Raw genomic sequence first — 22,059 nt, 5'->3', positions numbered from 1 at the left:
GCTTCGGCTGTGGCGCCGCTGGGCAAACCCGGGCAGCACACCACCTAGCTGATGGTCACCTCACGTGTCCATATGTCATTCAACTGCAGACCACCTCCTTCCTCGTGTACAGCCGAAGTTACGCCGGGATCCGAGCCTGTGCAACGGATTAACCGGTCGAGGTCGATGACGCGGTCGGCCGCGGTGTCGTCGGGCAGTGTGTGAGTCGCGACGATCACGGTCCGTCGTGGGTCGACGAGACCGCTGCGGGGGTCGAGCAACTCGCGGTGCAGTCGGTCGGACTCGTCGCGGTCGAGGTGCTCGCAGGGTTCGTCGAGCAGCACGACGGGCGCGGTGTTGACGAGGACCCGCGCGAGCAGCAGTCGGCGCCGCTGACCGGCGCTGACCGCGTCGACGCCCGCGTCGAGGACGGTGTCGAGTCCCTCGGGGAGTCCGGCAATCCACCCCTGCAGGCCGACGGACGCCAGCGCGGCCGTGATCTCGGCGTCGTCGGCGTCGCCCCGCGACACCAGGAGGTTCTCGCGGACCGACGTCGCGAACAGGTGCGCGTCCTCGCCGAAGTAGCGCACGACCTGCGCCGGCGTCGCCGCCCCGGACACCCGCACCTCACCGGCCCGCGGGGCCAGGAGTCCCGCCAGGGTGAGCAGCAACGCGGTCTTGCCCGACCCGCTGGCCCCGACGACGGCGATGCGCTCGCCCGCCGCGATGGACGACCACCCGTCGACCGGGCCACGCGCCGACGTGGCGGGGTGTCCCCAGCGCAGCCGGTCGACGACGAGGTCGGCGCCCGACGGCATGACCGCACGCCGATCCACCGGCGCGATCGGGGACGCATCGGCGGTCGTGTCGACCCCGGTTCCGTCGAGGAGCGCGAGCACACGCCGCGCGGCGCCCCGGCTGCGTTGCAGCTGTCGGGCGGCGTCGAGCAGACCGCCTGCGGCCTCGAAAGCGCTGAGCGGCAGCAGGATCAGCACGCCGAGCGTGGTCGCGTCGACCTGCCCGCTGAGCCCGACGGCCAGCAGACACGCGATCACCGCGACCGCGCCGGTCGCCGCGGGCAGCACACCGGCCGCCCAGGCCTGCACCCGTATGCCCCGGTCGGCGGCCGCGGTCGCCCGGTGCGCCGCGGCACGGGCGTCGGCGAGGAGCTGGTCACGACGGCCCGCGACGGCGAGTTCGGGCGCATGCCACAGCAGCGTCGCGGTGATGTCGAGCAGCTCACCACGCGCGGCGCGGTCGTCGGCCTCCGAACGCTCGGTGCCCGCGGCGGCCGCCCACGGGGCCAGCACCGCCACCAGCAGCCACGCGACAGCGGTGGCCAGACCGGCCCACGGCGACACCAGCGTCATCACCACGATTGCGGTCACCCCGGTCACCGCCGCTGCGCCGATGGGGACGAGTCCGCGGACGAGAGCGTTGCCGATCTCGTCGACGTCGTCGCCGGCACGTCCGACGATCTCCGAGCGCTTCACCGACAGCGGGTGCGCGGCGTCACCGGTGGCCAGGGCACGGAACATGCGGCTGCGCGCGGTGGCCATGGCGTCGAGAGCAAGGTCGTGGGTGGCGAGGCGTTCGAGATAGCGCAGCACCGCGCGCGAGATACCCAGGGCCCGCACCGAGGTCACCGCGATCGACAGCGCCAGCACCGGCGGCATCTGCCATGCGCGCGTGATCAGCCACGCCGACAGCGCGGCCAACGCGAGCGCGCTGATCGACGCGCCCGCGCCGAGCGCGAGCGACCGGGCGACCGGACGGGGTCGCACACCCAGCAGGCGGATCGATCGCAGAAGGGGGTCACGCATCGGCTCGGCTCCCCACGTCCACGCCGAGGTCGACGACGACGTCGGCGGCGTCGAGAACGGCAGGTCGGTGGCTCACCACGACCACCGTCGCCCCGTCGCGGGCTCGGGCACGGACGGCACGCATCACCATGGCCTCGGACTCGGCGTCGAGGTGGGCGGTCGGTTCGTCGAGCAGCAGGACCGGCGCCGGCGAGGCCAGCACCCGCGTCAGCGCGAGACGTTGGCGCTGACCCGCCGACAGTCCGGCACCGCCGTTGCCGATCCGGGCCTCGAGGCCGCCGATCTCGGCCAGCACGGTGTCGAAGCCGACCGCGGCGGCAGTCCGGGCGATGTCGTCGCGCGACCGGGTCCCGAAAAGGGCCAGGTTCTCCGCGACGGTCCCGGGGATCATCACCGGCGGTTCGGCGAGCCAGGCCGCGGTCGCGGCGGCGCGCGCGACGCCCTCGTCGGGCTCGACGAGACCGGCGATCACCTGCAACGCCGTCGTCTTCCCCGATCCGTTGGGTCCGGTCAGGACGGTGACGGTGCCGGGCGCGCAGTGGAGGTCGAGGTGTCGTGGCGCCCAGCCGTCGCGGTCGACGACACCGACGTCGCACAACTCCACCCCCGCCGAATGGGCCGTCGTTCGCGCCAGATGGGCCGTCGTTCGCGCCAGGTGGGCCGTCGTTCGAACCGGTGGGGTGTCGACGAGGTCGAGGACGTCGTCGGCCGCCGCACGACCGGCCTCGGAGTTGTGGAACTGCGCACCCACCGACCGCAGCGGCAGATAGACCTCGGGTGCGAGGATCAGCGCGAGGATGCCCGCCTGCAACGGCATGTCCCCGAACACCAGGCGCAGACCCACCCCGACGGCGACGAGCGCCACGCACAGCGTCGACAGGAGTTCCAGCACACCACCGGACAGGAACGCGATCCGCAGCGCGGCCATCGTGGAACGGCGGCTCCGCTGTCCCAGTGCGGCAACACGTTCGGTCGGCTCCGACGCGCGGTGCAGTGCGCGCAGCGTGCCGATGCCTGCGACGAGGTCGAGCATCTGCGCGCCCTGGGCGGCCGTGGCGTCGAGACGGGCACGGGTCCGGTCGCGGGTCATGAGCCCGATCAGGATCATGAACACCGGGATGAGCGGCAGCGTCACGATCACGACGATCGCCGAGGTCGGGTCGGTCAGAGCCATCACGACGATGACCGCGGGGGTGACCGTCACCGACAGCACCAGCGCGGGGACGAACGAGGTCAGATAGGGGCCGAGTGCGTCGAGCCCCGTGGTGAGGGTGGTGATGAGCTCGCCGCGCATCCGGTGCAGTGTCCGCGGCGGGGTCCGCGCGGGATCGGTGACCGCGCGCAACGCCGCGTCTCGCAACTGTGCGATGACCTCGGCCGATGCGCGGTGGGCGTAGCGGTCGCCGAGGACGGTGGCGGCGACCCGGACGCCGAATGCCGCGGTCAGCACCGTGATGTGGCCACTCTGTGCGTGCAGCGACCGCGCGTTCGGGTCGGCGACGAGCTCGGCGAGGATCGTCGCGATCATCACCGCGCCGACGATGACGGCCGCGGCGGTCACGATGCCCGTCAGCGAGGTGAGCGCGATGTGTGCGCGCGCGGCGGGCGACCGCCGGAGCAACCGCGGGTCGATCGGCCCGCCTCGTCGGGTGCTCATCGCCCGGGCGCGCGCAGCGGGAGCCCGATGGGCGCGGGGATGTGCGCGGTCGAGATGCGTTGTCGGAACACCCAGTAGGTCCAGGCCTGGTAGCCGATCACGACCGGGAGGACGGCCAGCGACGCCCAACTGATGACGGTGAGCGTGTAGTGACCCGACGCGGTGTTCGCGATGGTGAGGTCGAAGGCGGGGCCGAGGGTCGAGGGGATCACCGCCGTCCACAGTGCTGCGAACAGCATCGCCACGTGGGCGATGATCGCGACGCTCGTCGTCGCGAACGCGGTCCACTCGCGACCGGCCGTGGTGGCCGCGACGGTGGCGAGCGCGGCCAGGGCGAGCACCGCGACGACCATCGGGTGACCGTGGTCGATCCATGTCCACAGTCCGAACGCGATCGTGATCGCGGCGGTGGGGACGGCCAGTCGTCGCGCGGCTCGCATCGCCTCCGAGCGCAGGGGGCCCGCCGTCTTCAGCGACAGGAACACCGCGCCGTGGGTGGCGAACAGTGCGGTGGTGGTCACACCACCGATCAGTGCGTAGGGGTGCACCAGGTCGGAGAGTCCGCCGACGAAGCGCTGGTCGGCGCCGATCGGCAGGCCGCGCACCAGGTTCGCCAACGCCATACCCCACAGGAAGGCCGGCAGCCACGAACCGAGACCGATACCGACGTCACACCATCGACGCCAGCGCGGGTCGTCGATCTTGCCGCGCCATTCGATGGCCACCACGCGGGCGATGAGGCCGACGAGCAGCAGGAGCATCGGCAGGTACATCGCGCTCAACATGGTGGCGTACCACCCGGGGAACGCCGCGAACAGCGCGCCGATGGCGGTGATGATCCACACCTCGTTGCCGTCCCACACGGGCCCGATGGTGTTGAGCAGCACGCGACGTCGGGTGTCGGCCTCCGGCGCGGTCTCCCCGCGGTGGCGGCCGAGGAACGGCATGAGCATCCCCACACCGAAATCGAACCCCTCGAGCAGGAAGTACCCGGCGAACAGCACCGCGATGACGACGAACCAGATCTCGGGCAGAGCCATGGCGGTCTCCTAGTAGGCGAACGAGAGTCGTTCGGAGGCAGCGTGATCCGCGGGATCGGCGTCGTCGGGGGTGTCGCCGCCGGTTCCCGGCGGGTGGGCATCGTGGTCGAGCGGGCCCTCGATCACGTACCGCCGGATGAGCCCGAACCACACCACGGCGAGCACGCCGTAGATCACGGTGAAGGTGATGAGCGAGGTGAGCACCGCACCGACACTGTTCGCCGACACACCCTGCGCGACGGTGAGGTGGATGCCGGGGTCACCGGTCGGGTTGGGCACCACCACCCACGGCTGGCGTCCCATCTCGGTGAACACCCAGCCGGAACTGTTGGCCAGGAACGGCGTCGGGATCGCCGCGATCGCGAAGCGACCCAGCCAGCGCGCGTCGGGGACGCGACCCTTACGGGTGAACCAGAGTCCGGCGAGGGCCAGCAGCGCCGAACCGCCCGCCCAGCCGATCATGGCCCGGAACGCCCAGTAGGTGACGAACAGGTTGGGTCGGTAGTCGCCGGGGCCCACGGTCTCGCTGTAGTGCTGCTGCATCTCGGCGACACCGGGCAGCGTCGCGTCGAAGGTGTTGGTGGCGAGAAACGATGTCAGGTTCGGCAGCTCGATCACCCGGGTGATGGAGTCGCAGTTGTTGTGCGTGCCGATGGTCAGGACGGAGAACGATGCGCCGGTCTCGGTGTGGCACAACGATTCGGCCGAGGCCATCTTCATGGGTTGCTGCTCGAACATGAGCTTGCCCTGGACGTCGCCGGTGATCGCCAGGGCCACACCGGAGACCACGATGACCCACAGGGCGAACCGTGTGACGGGTCGAAGCAGGGTGCGGGCGTCGTGGTCCAGCGTGCCGGCGAGCTCGACGTCGGTGGTCGCGGCCGCGCGACGGCGGTTGCGGATCATCCACCACAACCCGATACCGGCGACGAAGGTGCCCGCGGTGAGAAACGACCCGGCGACGGCGTGCGGGAAGGCGGCCAGGGTGGTGTTGTTGGTCATCACCGCCCAGAAGTCGGTCAGCTCAGGCCGTTTCGTCTCCGGGTTCAGCCTGGCTCCGACCGGGTGCTGCATCCACGAGTTGGCCGCGATGATGAAGTACGCCGAGGCGTTGACGCCGATCGCGACCAGCCAGATGCACGCGAGGTGCACCTTCTTCGGGAGCCGTTGCCACCCGAAGATCCACAGTCCGAGGAACGTCGACTCGAGGAAGAACGCGACGAGTCCCTCCAGCGCGAGAGGGGCGCCGAAGACGTCCCCGACGTAGCGGCTGTACTCGCTCCAGTTCATCCCGAACTGGAACTCCTGCACGATGCCGGTCGCGATGCCGAGCGCGAAGTTGATGAGGAAGAGCTTCCCGAAGAACTTGGTCGCGCGGTACCACTGCTCGTTGCCGGTGACGGTCCACACCGTCTGCATCACGGCGATCATCGGCGCGAGTCCGATGGTGAGCGGCACGAGGATGAAGTGGTAGACGGTCGTGATGCCGAACTGCCATCGAGAGATGTCCAGGGCGTTCATGCCGGTGACCTCGCCGTCGTCCGTGGTGCAGCGTAGCTACTACCGTTCGTAGTACTACCGCCGAAAGTAGACCGAATCGGACACGGAAGCGAGAGGTCAGCGGTGTCTCGTGCGCCACAGGAGCGCCGGACACCCGCGGGAGGAGGTCAGTCCTCGATCGCGCGATCGACCAGCGCGGCGAACTCCGCGGCGCGGGCCGGCACGGGCATGTCGTAGCCGTTGAGGGTGACGACACGGGCGGCGAGGGTGATCGACGACAGCAACCACACACCGTCGGCCGCGATGAGATCGGCGGTACGCAACGAGCGGGTCTCGGTGACGAAACCCTCCTTCTCGGCCAGCGCGAACAACGCCTGCTGGGTGGTGCCGTGCAGGATGCCGTACTCCGGGGGCACCGTCACGAGGGTGTCGCCGAACAGCGCGATCACCGTCGAACGCGGACTCTCGAGCACCTCGCCCTCGCTGCTGACGTAGATGACGTCCTCGGCACCCTGGGCCGCGGCGTGGCGCTGAGCCGCCATGTTCGTGGCGTAGCTCAGTGTCTTCGCCCCGATCAGTTGCCACGGCGCGTACGAGGCCAGGTCGATGGAGTACCCGCGGTCGAGGGTGATCACCGACGTCCCGTTCTCGCGCGCCGAGGCGACGCGGTCGGCCACCGGACCGACGGTGAGATAGGCCGTCGCCTCGTTGGATTCACGACTGATACCCGTCTCGGCGCCGCCACGCGGGCCCGGCGCACCGACCGGGGCGCTCTCACGGCCGCGCGAGTAGACCAGCCGCATGAGGCCCTCGGTGTCTCTCCCGTTCTCCTCGGCCCACACCCGCGCGCCGGTCGTGATCGCCGTCCGCCACTGCCCCGCATCGGGCTCGGGCAGATCGAGCAGCGCCGCGCTGCGCGCGAGTCGCTCGAGATGCAGACCCACCAACCGGGCTGTCCCCGACCGCACCAGCAGCGTCTCGAACACCCCGTCGCCGCGTACCGCGGCGAGGTCGTCGGCGTGCAGGTAGGGCACGTCCGGGTCGAGAACAGCACCGTCGTAGGTCACCAGGATCGGATGCGGCATGGCGATCAGAGTAGCGGGTGCTCGTACGATGGAACCGTGACCGACCGCAACGGTGACGCCCCCGTCACCTCGACCCCCATCCCGGCCCCCGACGACTCCCCCGACGCCGGTGTCGCATGGCACCACGGCGACCCCCTGGGCGAACAACGCAGCGCAGCGCAATCGCTGGTGGTGGTGGATCGATCGCACCGCGGCGTGATCGAGATCAGCGGTCACGAACGGTTGAGCTGGCTGCACACCATCACCAGCCAGTTCGTCAGCAACCTCCCCGACCGACAGTCGGCGGAGAACCTCAGCCTCGACGTGAACGGCCGCGTGGAGGAGCATTTCGTCGTCACCGACATCGACGGACTCACCCTCATCGACACCGAAGGTGAACGGACACAGCCGCTGCTGAGTTTCCTGCAGCGAATGGTGTTCTGGGCCAAGGCCGAACCGGTTCTGCGCGATGACCTCGCCGTGCTCACCCTGCTCGGGCCGAACGCGATGTCGGGGCCGGTCGCGGCGCTGCTGGAACTCCCCGAGGGCGCCGCGGTCTATCAGGCGGGCAGCATCCCCGAACAGCACCACGACGCCGAACCGGTCGGGTTCTGGCGTGTGATGCCCCCGCTGGGCGAGCGCGGCGCCGATGGCCGACCGACGATCCCCCGCGTCGACGTCGTGGTCCCGAGGAGCGAGTTCGGCCGCTGGTGGGACGCCCTCGTCGAGGCCGGCGCCCGGCCCGCGGGCACCTGGGCCTACGAGGCGTCGCGGGTCGTCGCGGTGTCCCCACGCCTGGGCATCGACACCGACGACCGCACCATCCCCCACGAGGTCGAATGGATCGGCGGGCCAGAGGAATTCGGCGCGGTCCACCTCGAAAAGGGCTGCTACCGCGGGCAGGAGACCGTCGCGCGGGTGCACAACCTGGGCAAGCCCCCGCGGCGCCTGGTGCTGCTGCAGCTCGACGGCAGCTCCGACACCCGCCCGGTCACCGGCGACGCCGTCACCGCCGACGGGCGCGCGGTCGGCCGGATCGGCACCGTGATCGATCACTACGAGTACGGGCCCGTCGCTCTCGCGTTGGTCAAGCGCAGCGTCCCGGCCGGGATCGCGCTCGAGGCCGGCGGGGCCGCCGCCGCCATCGACCCGTCGTCGCTGCGCGAGGACGACCGCGTGCAGGCCGGACGCGCCGCCATCGAGGGACTGCGAAACCGTTGAGCATCTCCGATACGGGCTCGGTCCTCGCAGTGTGTGGCGCCGACCGCCCGGTCGCGCTCGACCGCATCGGTGACAGCGGCATCGCCAAGACGCCGTTCACCGGCGCTGTCTCGGTGACCGCCGAGGGTGTCGTGGGTGACCTGATCTGCGACACCAAGCACCACGGCGGCATCGATCAGGCCGTCTATGCCTACAGCGACACCGAGGCACGACGATGGGCCGACGAGCTCGACCGTGATCTCGCGCCGGGATGGTTCGGCGAGAACCTGCGCGTGGACGGTGTCGCGGTGAGCGACGCGGTCATCGGCGAACGGTGGCGGGTCGGCGACACCGTCGAGCTCGAGGTCACCATCCCCCGTGTCCCCTGTCGGACGTTCGCGGCGTGGGCCGAGGAGGACCGCTGGGTCGCGCGGTTCGCCGATCGCGCCGACGTCGGCGCCTACCTCAAGGTGATGGTCCCCGGACCGATCGCCGCCGGCGACGGCATCGTCGTGCTCGACCGACCCGACCACGGCGTCACCGCACGCGCCCTGTTCACCGGCGACGTGACCACCGAGGCCCTCGAGCACCTGACCACCGAGCCCCGCTACACCGGCAAGGTGCATCGCGAGGCGTCGAAGGTGCAGCGCCGACACACCCGCGAGGCCGCGCGGACAGCCCGAGCGGGCGCCGTCTCCCCGGACTGAGGCGCCTCGGGGCACCTACCCCTGCATCTGATCCACACGATCGAGAGCGCGCTCGACCTCGTCGACATCGATGGTGAACGGCACCAGCCAGGCCGAACCCGCCTCCACGGTGGGGCCGTACACGCAGGAGTAGGTGTGACCGCAGGCGGCGGCCAGATCGGCGTAGTACGGCTCGGTCCACCCGCTCGCGGCCAGGTGGATCACCGATGTCCCGTGCGGGGAGAAGATGCTGTTGACCATCGCCGCGCCCATCACGCCGACGATGACGTCGGCCCGCAGACACGCCTCCGCCTGCTCCCGTGCCGACGCCGTGATCGGGTCGAGGGTGACGAACCCGCGGCGCGCCAACAGTTCCTCGATCTCGGCGCCGTTGACGATCCGTCGGCCCGCTGCCCCACCGCGGCGCAGGATGTGCAGACGCGTACCGGGTCCGACCGGCCGCGGCGACAGCCGGGCGACCACGGCCTCGCGCGATGCCGCGATCGCGTCGGGTGACTTCCGCATCGGGTGCAGTGTCGGTTGCGACATGTAGCGGACGTCGCGCACCACGACGGGGCGCTCGAATGGGACGAGCGTCACCTCGACGTCCGGTTCACCGAGCGCGAGGCCCAGCGACTCCTGTCGGCGCTGGTTGATGAGGGTGCCGCGATCGGTCATCACCCACCGCGGCGAGGTGCCCGGCGCCGTGCTCGCCGCGGCGGCGACCGCGCGGGACAGGTCGTCGGTGAGCCAGTGGCCGAAGTTGCTGCTGCCGGGCGATCCCAGATAGACGGTGTCGGGGTGATCGGGCAGGGTCCGCGTGAGGCGGAGATCGGCCGCGGTCGGCTGCTGCAGCGCCACCCGGTCGTGTGACCGCGCGCTCTCGTACAGCGCGGTGATCACACCGTCTCGCCGCAGGTAGACCGCGTTGCGGTAGAGGATCACCTCGTCGAATCGCGCCTCGCGGACCGCCACGCCGGCCGGATGGACGCGACGTGTGCGTTCGTAGACCTCGGCGGCGTCGAGCGGCTCGCCGTACAGGTGCAGCTCCGGGCCGCCGTAGGTGTAGCGGCCGAAGACCTCGGTCGTGGGGACGCCGGCGTCACCCAGGACGAACGACTCGTCCTCGTGGAGTGTCTCCTCGTCGTACATCGCCGGGTGCATCGAGAGCGCGATCCGGGAGAAGTCCTCGACGACGTGGTCGGACAGGTCCGCGGGATGACGTCGCAGCGCGCGGTCGACGAGATCGGCGAGCATCCACCGCAGCCGCTGGTTGTTGTCGGCGAGCAACCGCCGGGTCCCGTAGTTGTCGATCGACGCGCGTATGAGGTCGGCCACGTGACAGGACACCTTTCTCGACGTGATGCACAACCGTACAATTGGCCTGGTCGGACCCGCTGAGTGGCCGCCGCGACATGACCCACCCTCGCGCAGTGCAGGCTGGTCCGCATCGCGGCCGCGGGCTGGTCCGCATCTGGCCTCAGAGCGCGCTAGACTGTTGCACACGACAAGATTTATAAACTCAGAATGGGGCCGCCAGTCACGATTGGCCGCCCCGTCATTGTGCGAGGGGGTCCCCCTATGGGCCGCGGCAGAGCAAAAGCGAAGCAGACGAAGGTTGCTCGGGAGTTGAAGTACAGCTCCCCGAACATGGACCTCTCCAGCCTGCAGCGAGAGCTGGCGAACGAACCCGAACGCCCCTCCGATCGACCGGACCCCGCTGACGCGTGGGCCGACGAGGACGAGTGGCGTCGGGCCTGACCGCTCCGTCACCACCACCGTGCTGATCTGACGGCGACGCGGCCCGCACGGGCCGCAGCCGGTTCAGAACCGCGGATGCTCACCCTTCAGTGCAGCGGCTCCCGCATGGTCTTTTCCGTTGTGGGATTTCGTGATCGACCCGAGTACCCAGCTGTTCAGGTGTCGGGCGGTCAGCACGGCCAGCGCGCGGTCGGTGTCCTCCGGGGCCACGATCGCGACCATGCCGATCCCCATGTTGAAGGTGCGCTCCATCTCGAGGCGCTCGACACGTCCACGCTGGGCGATCATCGCGAACACCGGATCGGGTGTCCACGTGCCGCGATCGAGTTCGGCCAGCAGACCGTCGGGGATGACGCGCGCCAGGTTCTCGGCCAGCCCGCCCCCGGTGACGTGGCAGAACGTGCGGACATCGGTCTCGGCGGTGAGCGCGAGGCAGTCCTTGGCGTAGATCCGTGTCGGTTCGAGCAGTTCCTCACCCAGGGTGCGTCCGAACTCCTCGACATGACCACCGAGATCCATGTGGCCCCATTCGAGCAGCACCTTGCGGGCGAGTGAATAGCCGTTGGAGTGCAGACCCGACGACCCCATCGCGATCACCACGTCACCAGGCCGCACACGGTCGGGTGAGAGCACCGAATCCGCCTCCACGACACCGACTCCGGTGGCCGAGAGGTCGTAGTGCGCGTCCTCCATCAGTCCCGGGTGCTCGGCGGTCTCGCCGCCCAGCAGGGCGCACCCCGCCTCGACGCAGCCGTCGGCGATGCCCTTCACCAGCTCGGCGACGGTCTCGGGGACCACCTTGCCGACGGCGATGTAGTCCTGCAGGAACAGCGGCTCGGCGCCGCACACCACGAGGTCGTCGACCACCATCGCGACGAGGTCGCGACCCACGGTGTCGTGCTTGTCCATGGCCTGTGCGATGGCGAGCTTCGTCCCGACGCCGTCGGTGGACGAGGCCAGAACCGGCTCGCGGTAGTTGCCCTTCAGGGCGAACAGCCCGGCGAAGCCGCCGATGCCGCCGAGCACCTCCGGACGCGACGCACGCTTGGCGTGCGGGGCGAACAGTCGAACAGCCCGATCACCTGCGTCGATGTCGACCCCGGCGTCGGCGTAGGACGCCCCCCGCCGGACCGGAGTGCTATCACCTGCGGGATCGGAGTCCTGATTGGTCACGCGCCACACGCTACCGGAGCGCACGGGGCCCGTATCGCCCCACTTTGGCCGGCGGACCCCGAACCGGGTGTGGCGTCGGTCGCACATCGCCGGAGCGAGTCCGCCATACTTCGTAACCATTGTCCTGCGAACGAACAGGTGGACTCCATGACCGATGTGCGCACCACGGGCACCGCCGTCCGCGAACTCACCGTGCGCGGTGTGATCCTCGGCGGCATCATCACGCTCGTCTTCACCGCCGCCAACGTCTACCTCGGGCTGAAGGTGGGACTCACGTTCGCGACCTCGATCCCCGCGGCAGTCATCTCGATGAGTGTGCTGCGGTACTTCCGCAACCACTCGCTCGTCGAGAACAACATCGTGCAGACCATCGCCTCGGCCGCGGGCACGCTCTCGGCGATCATCTTCGTGTTGCCCGGGCTGATCATGGTCGGCTGGTGGACGGGCTTCCCCTACTGGACGACGGCCGCGGTCTGCGCCACCGGCGGCATCCTGGGCGTCGCCTTCTCCATCCCGCTACGACGGGCCCTGGTCACCGGATCCGATCTCCCGTTTCCCGAGGGTGTCGCGGGCGCCGAGGTCCTCAAGGTCGGCACGTCCGACTCCGAGCAGGCCGCCGCCGACAACAAGACCGGACTGCGGATGCTCTCGGTCGCCGCCGTCGTGGCGGCGGGCTTCTCGCTCGTGTCGTCGCTGAAGGTGATCAGCAACGCGGTGTCGACGTCGTTCAAGGTCGGCTCCGGCGGCACGATGGTCGGGGCGAGTCTGTCGATGGCGCTCATCGGCGTCGGCCACCTCGTCGGACTCACCGTCGCGATCGCGATGGTCGTCGGGCTGGTCATCTCGTTCGGGATCCTGCTGCCGATCCGCACCTCGGGGAACCTGTCGGGGTCCGAGGCGCTCGCCGACACCGTGTCGTCGACCTTCTCCTCGGACGTGCGCTTCATCGGCGCCGGCGCGATCGCCGTCGCGGCCGTCTGGACCCTCGTCACGATCCTGCGTCCGATCGTCACCGGCATCATCGAGTCGGCGCGCTCGGCCCGCCTACGCCGCGGAGGCACCGAGGTCGACGTCGTCGAACGCGACATCCCCATCCAGATCGTCGCCGGCGTCACGGTGTTCATGCTCATCCCCATCGGCTGGCTGCTGTGGGACTTCACCAGCAGTACCGCGCTCAATGGCGGTGTCGCCGGGATCATCACGGTCAGCCTGGTGTACCTGCTCGTGTTCGGTCTCGTCATCGCCGCGGTGTGCGGCTACATGGCCGGGCTCATCGGCTCGTCGAACAGCCCCCTGTCGGGTGTCGGTATCCTCGTCGCGATCAGTGCGGCCCTGCTGATCAAGGTCACCTTCGGTGACGCGAGCGGCTCGCAGATGACGGCGCTCATCGCCTACACGCTGTTCACGACGTCGGTGGTGTTCGGCGTCGCGACCATCTCCAACGACAACCTGCAGGACCTCAAGACCGGTCAATTGGTCGGGTCGACACCGTGGAAACAGCAGGTGGCGTTGGTGATCGGCGTGCTGTTCGGCTCGGCCGTCATCCCACCGATCCTGCAGCTGATGCAGACCGCGTTCGGATTCGCCGGCGCCCCGAACGCGGGCGACGACGCGCTCGCTGCGCCTCAGGCCTCGCTGATCTCCTCGCTCGTCAGCGGCGTGTTCGGCAGCTCGCTCGACTGGGCACTCATCGGACTCGGGGCGCTGATCGGCCTCGGCGTCATCGCGATCGACGAGACGATGAGCCGCACCACTCGTTTCCGCCTGCCCCCGCTGGCGGTGGGACTCGGCATGTACCTGCCGATCTCGCTGACGCTCGTCATCCCGATCGGCGCCGTCATGGGCTTCTTCTACAACCGCTGGGCCGACAACCACGCCACCAACGTCGAACGCACGAAACGCCTCGGCGTGCTGCTGGCCTGCGGACTCATCGTGGGAGAGAGCCTCTTCGGCGTGGTATTCGCCGGCATCGTCGCGGCGTCGGGAGACGACGACCCGCTCCGCATCGTCGGCGAGGGATGGGACAACTGGGCACAGATCGTCGGGATCCTGGCGTTCGTCGTCGTGGTGGGGTGGCTCTACAAGCGCACCCAGAAGGTGTCGGAGTCGGCCACCGTCCCGGCGAAACCCGAGACCCCGATCTGATCGACCGCGGTGGCGGTCAGTGACGACGGGCGATCAGGGACGACGGGCGATCAGGGACGACGCAGTGCGCTCGCGTTGTCGTTGACCGCGCCGAGCGGGTCGGAACCCACGGCGTTCGACAGCATCGTCTCCAGAACGGCCTTGCCCATCGAGGTCTCGGTGGGCAGATCGATCGGGTACCTGCCGTCGAAACAGGCAGCGCACAGCTGGTCTCGTGGCTGATCGGTGGCGGCGATCATCTCGTCGATGCTGATGTAACCGAGCGAGTCGGCGCCGATGGCCTGTCGCACACCCTCGACCATGCCCTCCTCGGACTCCATGCCGTTGGCGATGAGTTCGGCGGGCGAGGCGAAGTCGATGCCGTAGAAGCACGGCCACCGCACCGGGCTCGAGGCGATGCGGACGTGGATCTCGGCGGCGCCGGCCTCGCGCAGCATGCGGATCAGCGCGCGCTGCGTGTTGCCGCGGACGATCGAATCGTCCACCACGACGAGGCGCTTTCCGCGGATGACCTCTTTGAGCGGGTTCAGCTTCAGCCGGATGCCGAGCTGGCGAATGGTCTGCGACGGCTGGATGAAGGTGCGCCCCACGTAGGCGTTCTTCATCAGACCCTGGCCGTACGGGATCCCCGATTCCTGCGCGAAACCGGTGGCCGCCGGGGTGCCCGACTCGGGCACCGGGATGACGAGGTCGCCCTCGGCGGGGAACTCCCGCGCCAGGCGACGGCCGATCTCGACCCGCGAGGAGTGCACCGAGCGCCCGTTGATGACGCTGTCGGGACGGGCCAGGTAGACGTACTCGAACACGCACGCCTTGGGCGTGGGCTGGGCGAACCGCGAGCTGCGCACACCATCGGCGTCGATCGCCAGCAGCTCGCCGGGTTCGATGTCGCGGACGAACGAGGCGCCGACGATGTCGAGCGCGGCGGTCTCCGAGGCGACGACCCACCCTCGGTCGAGGCGACCGAGACACAGCGGACGGACGCCGTGGGCGTCGCGCGCGGCGTAGAGGGTGTGCTCGTCCATGAAGGTCAGGCAGAACGCGCCCTTCAGCGTGGGCAGCAGTTCCATCGCGGCCTGCTCGATGGTGCGGTCGGCGGCACCGTGGGCGAGCAGCGCGCCGACGACGTCGGAGTCCGAGGTCGCCCCGCCGTGCAGTCGCGACTCCATGAGACCCGCCGCGCGTGCGGTGCTGGCGAGATCGGCGGTGTTGACGAGGTTGCCGTTGTGGCCCAGCGCGACACCGGTTCCCGCGGCGGTGGTGCGGAAGATGGGTTGCGAGTTCTCCCACGTGGTCGATCCGGTGGTCGAGTACCGGCAGTGTCCGATGGCGACGTGGCCGGGCATCGAGGCCAGGGTCTGCTCGTCGAACACCTGGCTCACCAGGCCGAGATCCTTGAACACCAGCACCTGCGAACCGTCACCGACAGCGATACCGGCGGCCTCCTGGCCGCGGTGCTGCAGGGCGTAGAGCCCGTAGTAGCTGAGTTTGGCGACATCTTCGCCGGGAGCCCACACACCGAAGACGCCGCATTCCTCACGCGGTTCGTTCTCCGCGATGTCGAGGTCGCTGCCGTCGGCTCGGGCTGAGGGGTTCACGCTGGTCGGCGCGAGAAGATTCGGGCTGTGGATCGACAGCTCGGTCACGGTGACGCTCCCAAAGGTGGGCGGTGGAGGGCGTAGGAGTGAGTCTAGGGCCCCCGCGACGACCTGGGCGAATCATGTGAATGCGCGTCTGCCCCGTACGCCCCGCAGGCACCACAGATCAGATCGCGACCACCGGAAGGTACGCCGCCACCTCCACCGCACGACTCCCCGACGCCGACACGGCTCCCGCGGCGACCGCGTCGTCGAGGTCGAGGAGTCCGGTCGCGAGCAGCAGCCAGGTGCGCGGATCGGTCTCGACGACGTTCGGCGGCGTGCCCCGCGTGTGGCGCGGCCCCTGGATGCATTGCACCGCCACGAACGGCGGCACCCTGACCTCGACCGATGCCCCCGGAGCGAGTTGGGCGACGGTCCGCGCGGACATCCGCACCGCGGCCGCCAGCTCGGCGCGGGCCGGCGTCGGCAGCGTGGCGTCGCGCAGCCACGCCGCCACGGCCAGCACCGATTCGCGCATCTGTGCGGGATCGACGGTCTTGGGAGCCATGACCATCGATGATGACAGCAGCGGTGGGCACCGACGTACACCGCGGACGAGCAGAGGCGAGGAATTCCCATCATGACCGTGAGAAGGATCATGCCGATCATCACCGTGTCCGACATCGCGACGGCGAGTCGGCACCACACCGACATCCTCGGGCTCACCGAGGTGATGAACCACGGATGGATCGCGACCTTCGCCGACCCGGACTCGGGACTCCAACTGAGCCTGATGACGACCGACCTCACCGCACCGTGCAACCCGGCGATCTCGGTCGAGGTCGACGACGTCGATGCTGCCTGGGAACGAGCCCTCGCCTCCGGGGCGGAGATCGTGCACGACCTGCAACCCGAGGAGTGGGGCGTGCGGCGGTTCTTCTACCGCGACACCGACGGCACGGTCGTCAACGTTCTGCAGCATCTCTGAGATGGGCGGCGGCGCGTCCACGATGTCCGACATCTCCGACACGAACCCCCTCGGCGGTGACACGATGGGGCGATGGGCGCCGAGGTCTCCAAGCGTGAGTTCACCCGGGAGGACCGGCGACGTTTTCGTGAGCAGGTCAGCCGCGGCACCGACGCCATCGCGCGGATGCTCGCCGACGGCATGTTCACCGACGCACATCAGCAGGTCGAGCCGCTGCTGGGCATGGAGGTCGAACTCAACCTGATCGACCGGGCGATGAACCCGGCGATGTCGAATGCGACTGTGCTGCAGGCGATAGCCGATCCGGAGTTCCAGACCGAACTCGGGCAGTTCAACATCGAGATCAACGTCGCTCCCCGACCGCTGACCGACGACAACACCATCGCCCTCGAGCAGGCGCTTCGCGCGTCGCTCAACCGCGCCGAACAGCGCGCGGCAGCCACCGACAATCACATAGTGATGATCGGCATGCTGCCCACCCTGCGCACAGATCACCTCAACCACCAATGGATCTCGGCGAACCCCCGCTACGACCTGCTCAACGAGCAGATCTTCGCCGCACGCGGGGAGGACATCGCCCTCGACATCGACGGCGTGCCGCTCGGCGACGAACGCGTCGGCGAACGCCTGGTCACCACCAGCGACTCGATCCTTCCCGAGGCCGCCTGCACCTCGGTACAGCTGCACCTTCGTGTGGCGCCGGAAACCTTTGCCGCGCACTGGAATGCCGCCCAGGCGATCGCCGGCGTCCAGGTGGCCGTCGCCGGCAACTCCCCGTTCTTCGCGGGCAAGGCGTTGTGGCACGAGAGCCGGATACCGGTGTTCGAGCAGGCCACCGACACCCGCCCCCTGGAACTGAAGAACCAGGGCGTGCGACCGCGGGTGTGGTTCGGCGAACGGTGGATCACGACCATCTTCGACCTTTTCGAGGAGAACACGCGGTACTTCCCGGCGCTGCTGCCCGTCTGCGGTGACGACGACCCGCTGGAGACCCTCGCGGCGGGTCGGATCCCCGAGCTGCCCGAGCTGAAACTGCACAACGGCACGGTCTACCGCTGGAACCGCCCGATCTACGACGTCGTCGACGGGCACGCGCACCTGCGCATCGAGAACCGCGTTCTGCCGGCTGGGCCGACGGTGCTCGACACCATGGCCGACTCGGCGTTCTACTACGGCGTGGTCCGGACGCTTGTCGACGCCGACCGGCCACTGTGGTCGCAGATGTCGTTCGACGCCGCCACCGAGAACCTGCACTCGGGCGCACGCGACGGTCTCGACGCCCAGCTGTACTGGCCCGCTGTCGGATGGGTGTCGCCCGACGAACTGGTGCTGCGGCGGCTGTTGCCCCTCGCCGACCGCGGCCTGGCCGCCTTCGGGGTGTCCGACCGGGCGCGCCGGCGCTACCTGTCGGTGATCGAGGGCCGCTGCCTCACCCGGCGCACCGGCGCGGTGTGGCAACGCGAATCGGTGGCTGCCCGTGAGCGCGCGGGCGACTCCCGGGACCGCGCCCTGTCGGGCATGCTGCGCGAGTACGTCGACAGGATGCACGAGGGCGAGGCCGTCCACACCTGGGATCTGTAGCGGCGACGAGTTCGCGCTCCACTTCTGTGGCCGCGCTCCACGTGTATGTGGAGCGCGGCTGCACAGGTGGAGCGCGAACCGTCGCTCAGGTTCCCTTGACGTTGAGGATCTGACGCAGGGTGTGGTCGACCGAGACGAGCCGTTCGGCATCGGCCATGACCACATCGATGTCCTTGTATGCCTGCGGGATCTCGTCGACCCACTCCGCGCCGTGCCGATACTCGATGCCGGTCATCGCCGCGGCAAGATCGGCCTCGGTGAACCGACGCTTGGCCTCCCTGCGGGAGAACCGTCGTCCTGCACCGTGGGGCGCCGAACACAGGGCACCGCCGTGGCCTCTGCCCGTCACGATGTACGACCGGGTTCCCATCGATCCCGGGATGATGCCCCGGACACCCTCGTGGGCATCGATCGCACCCTTGCGGGTGAGCCACACATCCTTGCCGCCGTGTCGCTCACGCACCGTGTAGTTGTGGTGGCAGTTGATCCGCTCGGCCTCGAGATCGGCCGGCTCGCCGACGTGGCCGACCCAGTGCGCGAACGCCTGACGGAAGCGATCCATCATCTCCGCCCGGTTCTCGAACGCGAACCGCTGCGCCCACGCGAGATCACCGAGATACGTGTCGAGTTCCGGTGTCCCGTCAGGGAGGTATGCGAGGTCGTCCTGGGGGAGCGGGATGTGCCACTGCCGACACAACTTCTGCGCGATGGCGATGTGGCGCTTCGCGATGCGGTTGCCCACACCCCGAGATCCCGAGTGCAGGAACATCCACACCCGGCCGTCCTCGTCGAGACAGAGCTCGATGAAGTGGTTGCCGCCGCCCAGAGAGCCGAGCTGCTCACGCCAGGTCGGTGAGTGCGAGAGGTCGACGCCGTCGGCCTCGGCCATCGCCTCCAGCGCGGCGATGCGCGCCGCGGTGAACGCGTAGCGGGCGGTGCTGCGGTTGTAGTTGCCCGGCGAGAGCGGGATCGCCGACTCGATCGAGATGCGGAGGGCCGCAAGGTCGAGCTCGGCGATCGCGGTGGCGTCGAGGGTGGTGCGCACGGCGATCATGCCGCACCCGATGTCGACGCCGACGGCAGCCGGGATCACGGCGTCGACGGTGGGGATCACCGTCCCGACCGCAGAACCCATGCCGTGGTGGGCATCTGGCATCAACGCCACGTGCGGGTGCACGAAGGGCAGACCTGCGGTCTCTTTCGCCTGGTCGATCGTCGCGTCGTCGATCTCGGAGGCGAAGCAGAGCAGCTTCAGGTTGTCGATGCGGGTGGTCACGGGGTCACTCCTTCATGGTCGGGAGAAGTCTCCACCCGACGACCCGTCCGGCGCGAGCGAATTTCGGCTCGGCGGCGTCCTGCCCCGATCGACGCACGGCTACCGTGGCGTACATGACCGCCGCACCCGATCCGACGACACCTGACCGCTCCAACCGCCGCGGGTTCGTGATCGTGGCCGTCGTGGTGGTGGTCGCCATCGCCGCGCTGGCCGTGGGACTGATCGCCTACTTCTCCGACAGCAGCGACGACGCGAAGGGCGGTCGCACCGACACCCAGCAGGTCAGCGACGTCGCGCACCAGTTCACCGATGCCGCCAGCAAGGGCGACGCGACCACCGCCCGCGACGCGGTGTGTTCCGCCGACAAGAGCCGGTATTCGAATTTGTCGACCCGGCCGCTCCCCCAGGCATTGCCCGCGTTCACCCTGGTCGACGTGAAGTTCGCGGGTGACGACGCGACCGGCACGGTCAAGACCACCGGCCAGCCCGACGGCGCTATCTACTTCCACAAGGACGGCGACGACTGGAAGCTGTGCCCGTCGTCGAAGGCGAAGTTCCCCGGCTGACCCTGTCGGCCTACCGGGCCGCGTTCTTCACGAACTCCTCGACGCCTGCCGGCGGTCGGACGCCACCGAAGTAGCCGCCGCGTACGTGCCGACGTCGTTCACCGTCGTCGGTCGCCCGGGCCGCCGAGTGCCAGAGGTAGGCGTCGTGGAGGATGATGTCGCCGGCGTCGGCGTACACGGCGACCTCTCCGCGGACCTTCTCGAAGCGCAGCGGCATCTCGAACGGCGGCGTGCGGTCTGTGCGACCGCGGGCGGGACGCGCCCCGTCGGGCACCGTCACCCCCGTGGCGTTCCGGTAGGGCGCGGGCGTCGCCCAGAGGTGGCTTCCGGGAACCACTCTGAGGAAGCCGTTGGCCGGGCTCGTGCCGTCGACGTGGATCGTGAACGCCGTACTCGGCCAGACGTCGAGGCTGGGACCGGCCTGCCAATCGGTGTGCCAACCGATGCGCGCGTACCCGGATTCCCTGCCCGGACGGGCGTCCTGGTAGACCACGCCGAACTGCTCGTGGGCACGCAGCCAACAACTCTCACCCAGCAGCGAGGTCATGATCGACCTCAGCACCGGGTCGCCCACCGCGTCGGACACCGCGGGCGAGACCTCGGACACGTACTCGACGTAGTTGACGAAACCCGTTGTCGGCGTGGCCTCGTCGAGGAACACCGTGGAGCCGTACCGGTCGCCGAGCACACCCGAGCGCACGTTCTCCTGCGCCTCGACACACTCCGATTCGATCCGCGCCAGCCGCGTCTCGTCGACGAGACCACGCAGGATCGCGTACCCGTGCATGTCGTAGAACCACAGCAGGTCCTCGATCTCGTCGGTCCCGAAGACACCGTGACCTGTGATGGCTCCCATGCGCCGAGGCTACGACGGCGTGTGCGTCGGCGCGCGCCGAGCGATCAGGCGTGCGGCGGCACCAGGCCCCGGCCGGTGACCAGCGGTAGATCGAGGGCGGTGACGAGGCCGGGCTCCGCGGCGACGACGGCCTCGACGGCGTTCACCAGTCGCATGGCGGTGACGATCATCCCGGAGACGTTGTGGTCGCCGTGCTCACCGTGGTGGGTGAAGTCGACGGTCATCATCGGTTCGCCGGTGATCTCGATGCGGTAGCAGCCGTCGCCGGTGTGGGGTGTCGGCCAGTCGGGTCGCTGCGTCGGGTCGGTGCGGGTGATGTGGTCGAGCACCACGCGTTCGACGCCGTCGACGGTGCCGATGACCTGGAACCGCACCGCGGCCATCGTGCCCTCGGCGATGTCGCACGACACCGTCGAGATGTCACGTTCGGCCGGGATGCGTTCGACCTTCTCGACGAGCGGCTCGTCGAGGGTCAGGTCGAGACCGGCCGCGATCTGGCGCACCACGCTGCCCCACGCGAGCGACAGCACACCGGGGGTGAACAGCATCGGCGTCTCGTCGAGGGGTTTGCCGAATCCGAAGATGTCGCTCATCACCACCGGTTGGTAGTAGGTCGAGTAGTCGGCGATCTCGTAGCAGCGCACCTGGTCGATCCGCTGCGAGAGGCTCGTCATCGCCAGGGGCAGGACATCGTTGGCGAACCCCGGGTCGATGCCGTTGACGTGCAGGCTGGCGTTGCCCGCGACACCCGCGTCGTGCACCCGCGCCACGACGTCGTCGGGGACGACCCCGGTCGGGAACTGCAGCAGCACCGGCCCCGACGACACCACGTTGATGCCGTGGGACAGGAAGAAGACGAGGTCGTCGATGGCCTCGAAGATCCGGTCGTCGACCATCGCGGTGTGCACGATGCAGTCGGGCTTCAGCGCGAGGAGCGCGTCTCGGTCGTTCGTGGCGGTGACGCCGAGGTCGCGGTCCAGGTCGGCGAGTCGACCCGCGTCCTTGCCGACCTTGTCGGGATTCGACACCCACACACCGACAAGCTCGAGGTCGGGCCGGGCGTCGATGCCCGCGATCGCGTGTCGACCCACCGTCCCCGTGGACCATTCGACAACTCTGAGCACCACGCGAGACCTCCGTGTCCGACAGCCGGCAATCGACTTGAGAATAGAACAGGTTCTAGT

19 protein-coding genes are annotated in these 22,059 nt (G+C 69.3%); 7 read left to right on the top strand and 12 right to left on the bottom strand.

Translation table 11 applies throughout. From position 1 onward, the window contains the following. Positions 1–44: 44 nt before the first annotated feature. The 5 genes from cydC to ACQ7HM_RS14465 form a co-directional block, all read right to left on the bottom strand. Positions 45–1,802, bottom strand: coding sequence for a thiol reductant ABC exporter subunit CydC (gene cydC / locus ACQ7HM_RS14485; protein ID WP_434216930.1), 1,758 nt, complete (start codon positions 1,800–1,802; stop codon positions 45–47). Next, positions 1,795–3,459 (bottom strand): thiol reductant ABC exporter subunit CydD, encoded by a 1,665-nt coding sequence (gene cydD, locus ACQ7HM_RS14480; protein WP_434216929.1) that lies wholly within the window; start codon positions 3,457–3,459, stop codon positions 1,795–1,797. The genes cydC and cydD overlap by 8 nt, the downstream gene beginning before the upstream one ends. After that, entirely contained in the window at positions 3,456–4,499 is a 1,044-nt protein-coding gene (gene cydB / locus ACQ7HM_RS14475; RefSeq protein ID WP_434216928.1) for a cytochrome d ubiquinol oxidase subunit II, read from the bottom strand. Before cydB ends, cydD begins: the two co-directional genes overlap by 4 nt. Positions 4,500–4,508: 9 nt before the next feature. After that, complete coding sequence (locus tag ACQ7HM_RS14470; protein WP_434216927.1) at positions 4,509–6,020, bottom strand: cytochrome ubiquinol oxidase subunit I; 1,512 nt, start codon at positions 6,018–6,020, stop codon at positions 4,509–4,511. A gap of 146 nt (positions 6,021–6,166) precedes the next feature. After that, the gene (locus ACQ7HM_RS14465) at positions 6,167–7,084 is read right to left on the bottom strand and encodes an aminodeoxychorismate lyase (RefSeq protein WP_434216926.1); all 918 of its coding nucleotides are present in this window, start codon (positions 7,082–7,084) and stop codon (positions 6,167–6,169) included. A gap of 78 nt (positions 7,085–7,162) precedes the next feature. Between ACQ7HM_RS14465 and ACQ7HM_RS14460 the strand changes: the two genes are divergently transcribed. Both ACQ7HM_RS14460 and ACQ7HM_RS14455 read left to right on the top strand, forming a co-directional pair. Beyond that, entirely contained in the window at positions 7,163–8,284 is a 1,122-nt protein-coding gene (locus tag ACQ7HM_RS14460) for a YgfZ/GcvT domain-containing protein (protein ID WP_434216967.1), read from the top strand. Further along, positions 8,281–8,970: an MOSC domain-containing protein gene (locus ACQ7HM_RS14455; protein WP_434216925.1), complete on the top strand. Its 690-nt coding sequence runs from the start codon at positions 8,281–8,283 to the stop codon at positions 8,968–8,970. The genes ACQ7HM_RS14460 and ACQ7HM_RS14455 overlap by 4 nt, the downstream gene beginning before the upstream one ends. 15 nt (positions 8,971–8,985) lie before the next feature. Here ACQ7HM_RS14455 and ACQ7HM_RS14450 read toward each other — a convergent pair whose 3' ends face one another. Next, positions 8,986–10,287: a glycosyltransferase family 61 protein gene (locus ACQ7HM_RS14450; RefSeq protein WP_434216924.1), complete on the bottom strand. Its 1,302-nt coding sequence runs from the start codon at positions 10,285–10,287 to the stop codon at positions 8,986–8,988. Positions 10,288–10,530: 243 nt separating this feature from the next. Between ACQ7HM_RS14450 and ACQ7HM_RS14445 the strand changes: the two genes are divergently transcribed. Beyond that, entirely contained in the window at positions 10,531–10,710 is a 180-nt protein-coding gene (locus tag ACQ7HM_RS14445) for a DUF3073 domain-containing protein (RefSeq protein WP_045824286.1), read from the top strand. A gap of 63 nt (positions 10,711–10,773) precedes the next feature. On the opposite strand, the gene purM is transcribed toward ACQ7HM_RS14445, so the two are convergent. Beyond that, positions 10,774–11,883 (bottom strand): phosphoribosylformylglycinamidine cyclo-ligase, encoded by a 1,110-nt coding sequence (gene purM / locus ACQ7HM_RS14440; protein ID WP_434216923.1) that lies wholly within the window; start codon positions 11,881–11,883, stop codon positions 10,774–10,776. A gap of 147 nt (positions 11,884–12,030) precedes the next feature. Here purM and ACQ7HM_RS14435 point away from each other — a divergent pair, with 147 nt between their 5' ends. Next, a complete protein-coding gene (locus ACQ7HM_RS14435; RefSeq protein WP_434216922.1) occupies positions 12,031–14,028 on the top strand; it encodes an OPT family oligopeptide transporter in 1,998 nt (665 codons plus the stop codon). A 50-nt stretch (positions 14,029–14,078) separates the two neighbouring features. On the opposite strand, the gene purF is transcribed toward ACQ7HM_RS14435, so the two are convergent. Together purF and ACQ7HM_RS14425 are read right to left on the bottom strand one after the other, a co-directional pair. After that, positions 14,079–15,674, bottom strand: a complete 1,596-nt coding sequence (purF, locus tag ACQ7HM_RS14430) for an amidophosphoribosyltransferase (RefSeq protein WP_434216921.1) — start codon at positions 15,672–15,674, stop codon at positions 14,079–14,081. A 118-nt stretch (positions 15,675–15,792) separates the two neighbouring features. Continuing rightward, on the bottom strand, positions 15,793–16,176 hold the full coding sequence (locus tag ACQ7HM_RS14425; RefSeq protein ID WP_434216920.1) for a sterol carrier family protein: 384 nt from the start codon (positions 16,174–16,176) through the stop codon (positions 15,793–15,795). Positions 16,177–16,248: 72 nt separating this feature from the next. On the opposite strand from ACQ7HM_RS14425, the gene ACQ7HM_RS14420 reads away from it, so the two are divergent. Next, positions 16,249–16,596: a VOC family protein gene (locus ACQ7HM_RS14420; RefSeq protein WP_434216919.1), complete on the top strand. Its 348-nt coding sequence runs from the start codon at positions 16,249–16,251 to the stop codon at positions 16,594–16,596. A 72-nt stretch (positions 16,597–16,668) separates the two neighbouring features. Next, positions 16,669–18,177 carry a glutamate--cysteine ligase gene (locus ACQ7HM_RS14415; RefSeq protein WP_434216918.1) on the top strand — a complete coding sequence of 503 codons (1,509 nt, stop codon included), beginning with the start codon at positions 16,669–16,671 and terminating at the stop codon, positions 18,175–18,177. A gap of 85 nt (positions 18,178–18,262) precedes the next feature. Here ACQ7HM_RS14415 and ACQ7HM_RS14410 read toward each other — a convergent pair whose 3' ends face one another. Further along, positions 18,263–19,453 carry an RtcB family protein gene (locus ACQ7HM_RS14410; protein WP_434216917.1) on the bottom strand — a complete coding sequence of 397 codons (1,191 nt, stop codon included), beginning with the start codon at positions 19,451–19,453 and terminating at the stop codon, positions 18,263–18,265. Between the two features lie 113 nt (positions 19,454–19,566). Here ACQ7HM_RS14410 and ACQ7HM_RS14405 point away from each other — a divergent pair, with 113 nt between their 5' ends. Beyond that, entirely contained in the window at positions 19,567–20,019 is a 453-nt protein-coding gene (locus tag ACQ7HM_RS14405) for an Rv0361 family membrane protein (protein ID WP_434216916.1), read from the top strand. Positions 20,020–20,029: 10 nt separating this feature from the next. Here the strand turns inward: ACQ7HM_RS14405 and ACQ7HM_RS14400 are convergent, their stop codons facing one another. Together ACQ7HM_RS14400 and ACQ7HM_RS14395 are read right to left on the bottom strand one after the other, a co-directional pair. Then, positions 20,030–20,875 carry a phytanoyl-CoA dioxygenase family protein gene (locus ACQ7HM_RS14400; protein WP_434216915.1) on the bottom strand — a complete coding sequence of 282 codons (846 nt, stop codon included), beginning with the start codon at positions 20,873–20,875 and terminating at the stop codon, positions 20,030–20,032. Between the two features lie 44 nt (positions 20,876–20,919). Beyond that, positions 20,920–22,002 carry an NAD(P)H-dependent amine dehydrogenase family protein gene (locus tag ACQ7HM_RS14395; RefSeq protein WP_434216914.1) on the bottom strand — a complete coding sequence of 361 codons (1,083 nt, stop codon included), beginning with the start codon at positions 22,000–22,002 and terminating at the stop codon, positions 20,920–20,922. Positions 22,003–22,059: the final 57 nt, after the last annotated feature.

This window comes from Williamsia sp. MIQD14 (genome assembly GCF_051025635.1).
In the GTDB taxonomy this organism is placed as follows: domain Bacteria; phylum Actinomycetota; class Actinomycetes; order Mycobacteriales; family Mycobacteriaceae; genus Williamsia_A.
Note: the sequence above shows the minus strand (reverse complement) of the source record. Positions and strands in the feature narration are given on the sequence as shown.

Excerpts from the sequence above, each read along its gene's own strand:
- cydC (WP_434216930.1), bottom strand. The coding sequence starts at position 1,802 with ATGCGTGACCCCCTTCTGCGATCGATCCGCCTGCTGGGTGTGCGACCC.
- cydD (WP_434216929.1), bottom strand. The coding sequence starts at position 3,459 with ATGAGCACCCGACGAGGCGGGCCGATCGACCCGCGGTTGCTCCGGCGG.
- cydB (WP_434216928.1), bottom strand. The coding sequence starts at position 4,499 with ATGGCTCTGCCCGAGATCTGGTTCGTCGTCATCGCGGTGCTGTTCGCC.
- ACQ7HM_RS14470 (WP_434216927.1), bottom strand. The coding sequence starts at position 6,020 with ATGAACGCCCTGGACATCTCTCGATGGCAGTTCGGCATCACGACCGTC.
- ACQ7HM_RS14465 (WP_434216926.1), bottom strand. The coding sequence starts at position 7,084 with ATGCCGCATCCGATCCTGGTGACCTACGACGGTGCTGTTCTCGACCCG.
- ACQ7HM_RS14445 (WP_045824286.1), top strand. The coding sequence starts at position 10,531 with ATGGGCCGCGGCAGAGCAAAAGCGAAGCAGACGAAGGTTGCTCGGGAG.
- ACQ7HM_RS14435 (WP_434216922.1), top strand. The coding sequence starts at position 12,031 with ATGACCGATGTGCGCACCACGGGCACCGCCGTCCGCGAACTCACCGTG.
- ACQ7HM_RS14425 (WP_434216920.1), bottom strand. The coding sequence starts at position 16,176 with ATGGCTCCCAAGACCGTCGATCCCGCACAGATGCGCGAATCGGTGCTG.
- ACQ7HM_RS14420 (WP_434216919.1), top strand. The coding sequence starts at position 16,249 with ATGACCGTGAGAAGGATCATGCCGATCATCACCGTGTCCGACATCGCG.
- ACQ7HM_RS14415 (WP_434216918.1), top strand. The coding sequence starts at position 16,669 with ATGGGCGCCGAGGTCTCCAAGCGTGAGTTCACCCGGGAGGACCGGCGA.
- ACQ7HM_RS14405 (WP_434216916.1), top strand. The coding sequence starts at position 19,567 with ATGACCGCCGCACCCGATCCGACGACACCTGACCGCTCCAACCGCCGC.
- ACQ7HM_RS14400 (WP_434216915.1), bottom strand. The coding sequence starts at position 20,875 with ATGGGAGCCATCACAGGTCACGGTGTCTTCGGGACCGACGAGATCGAG.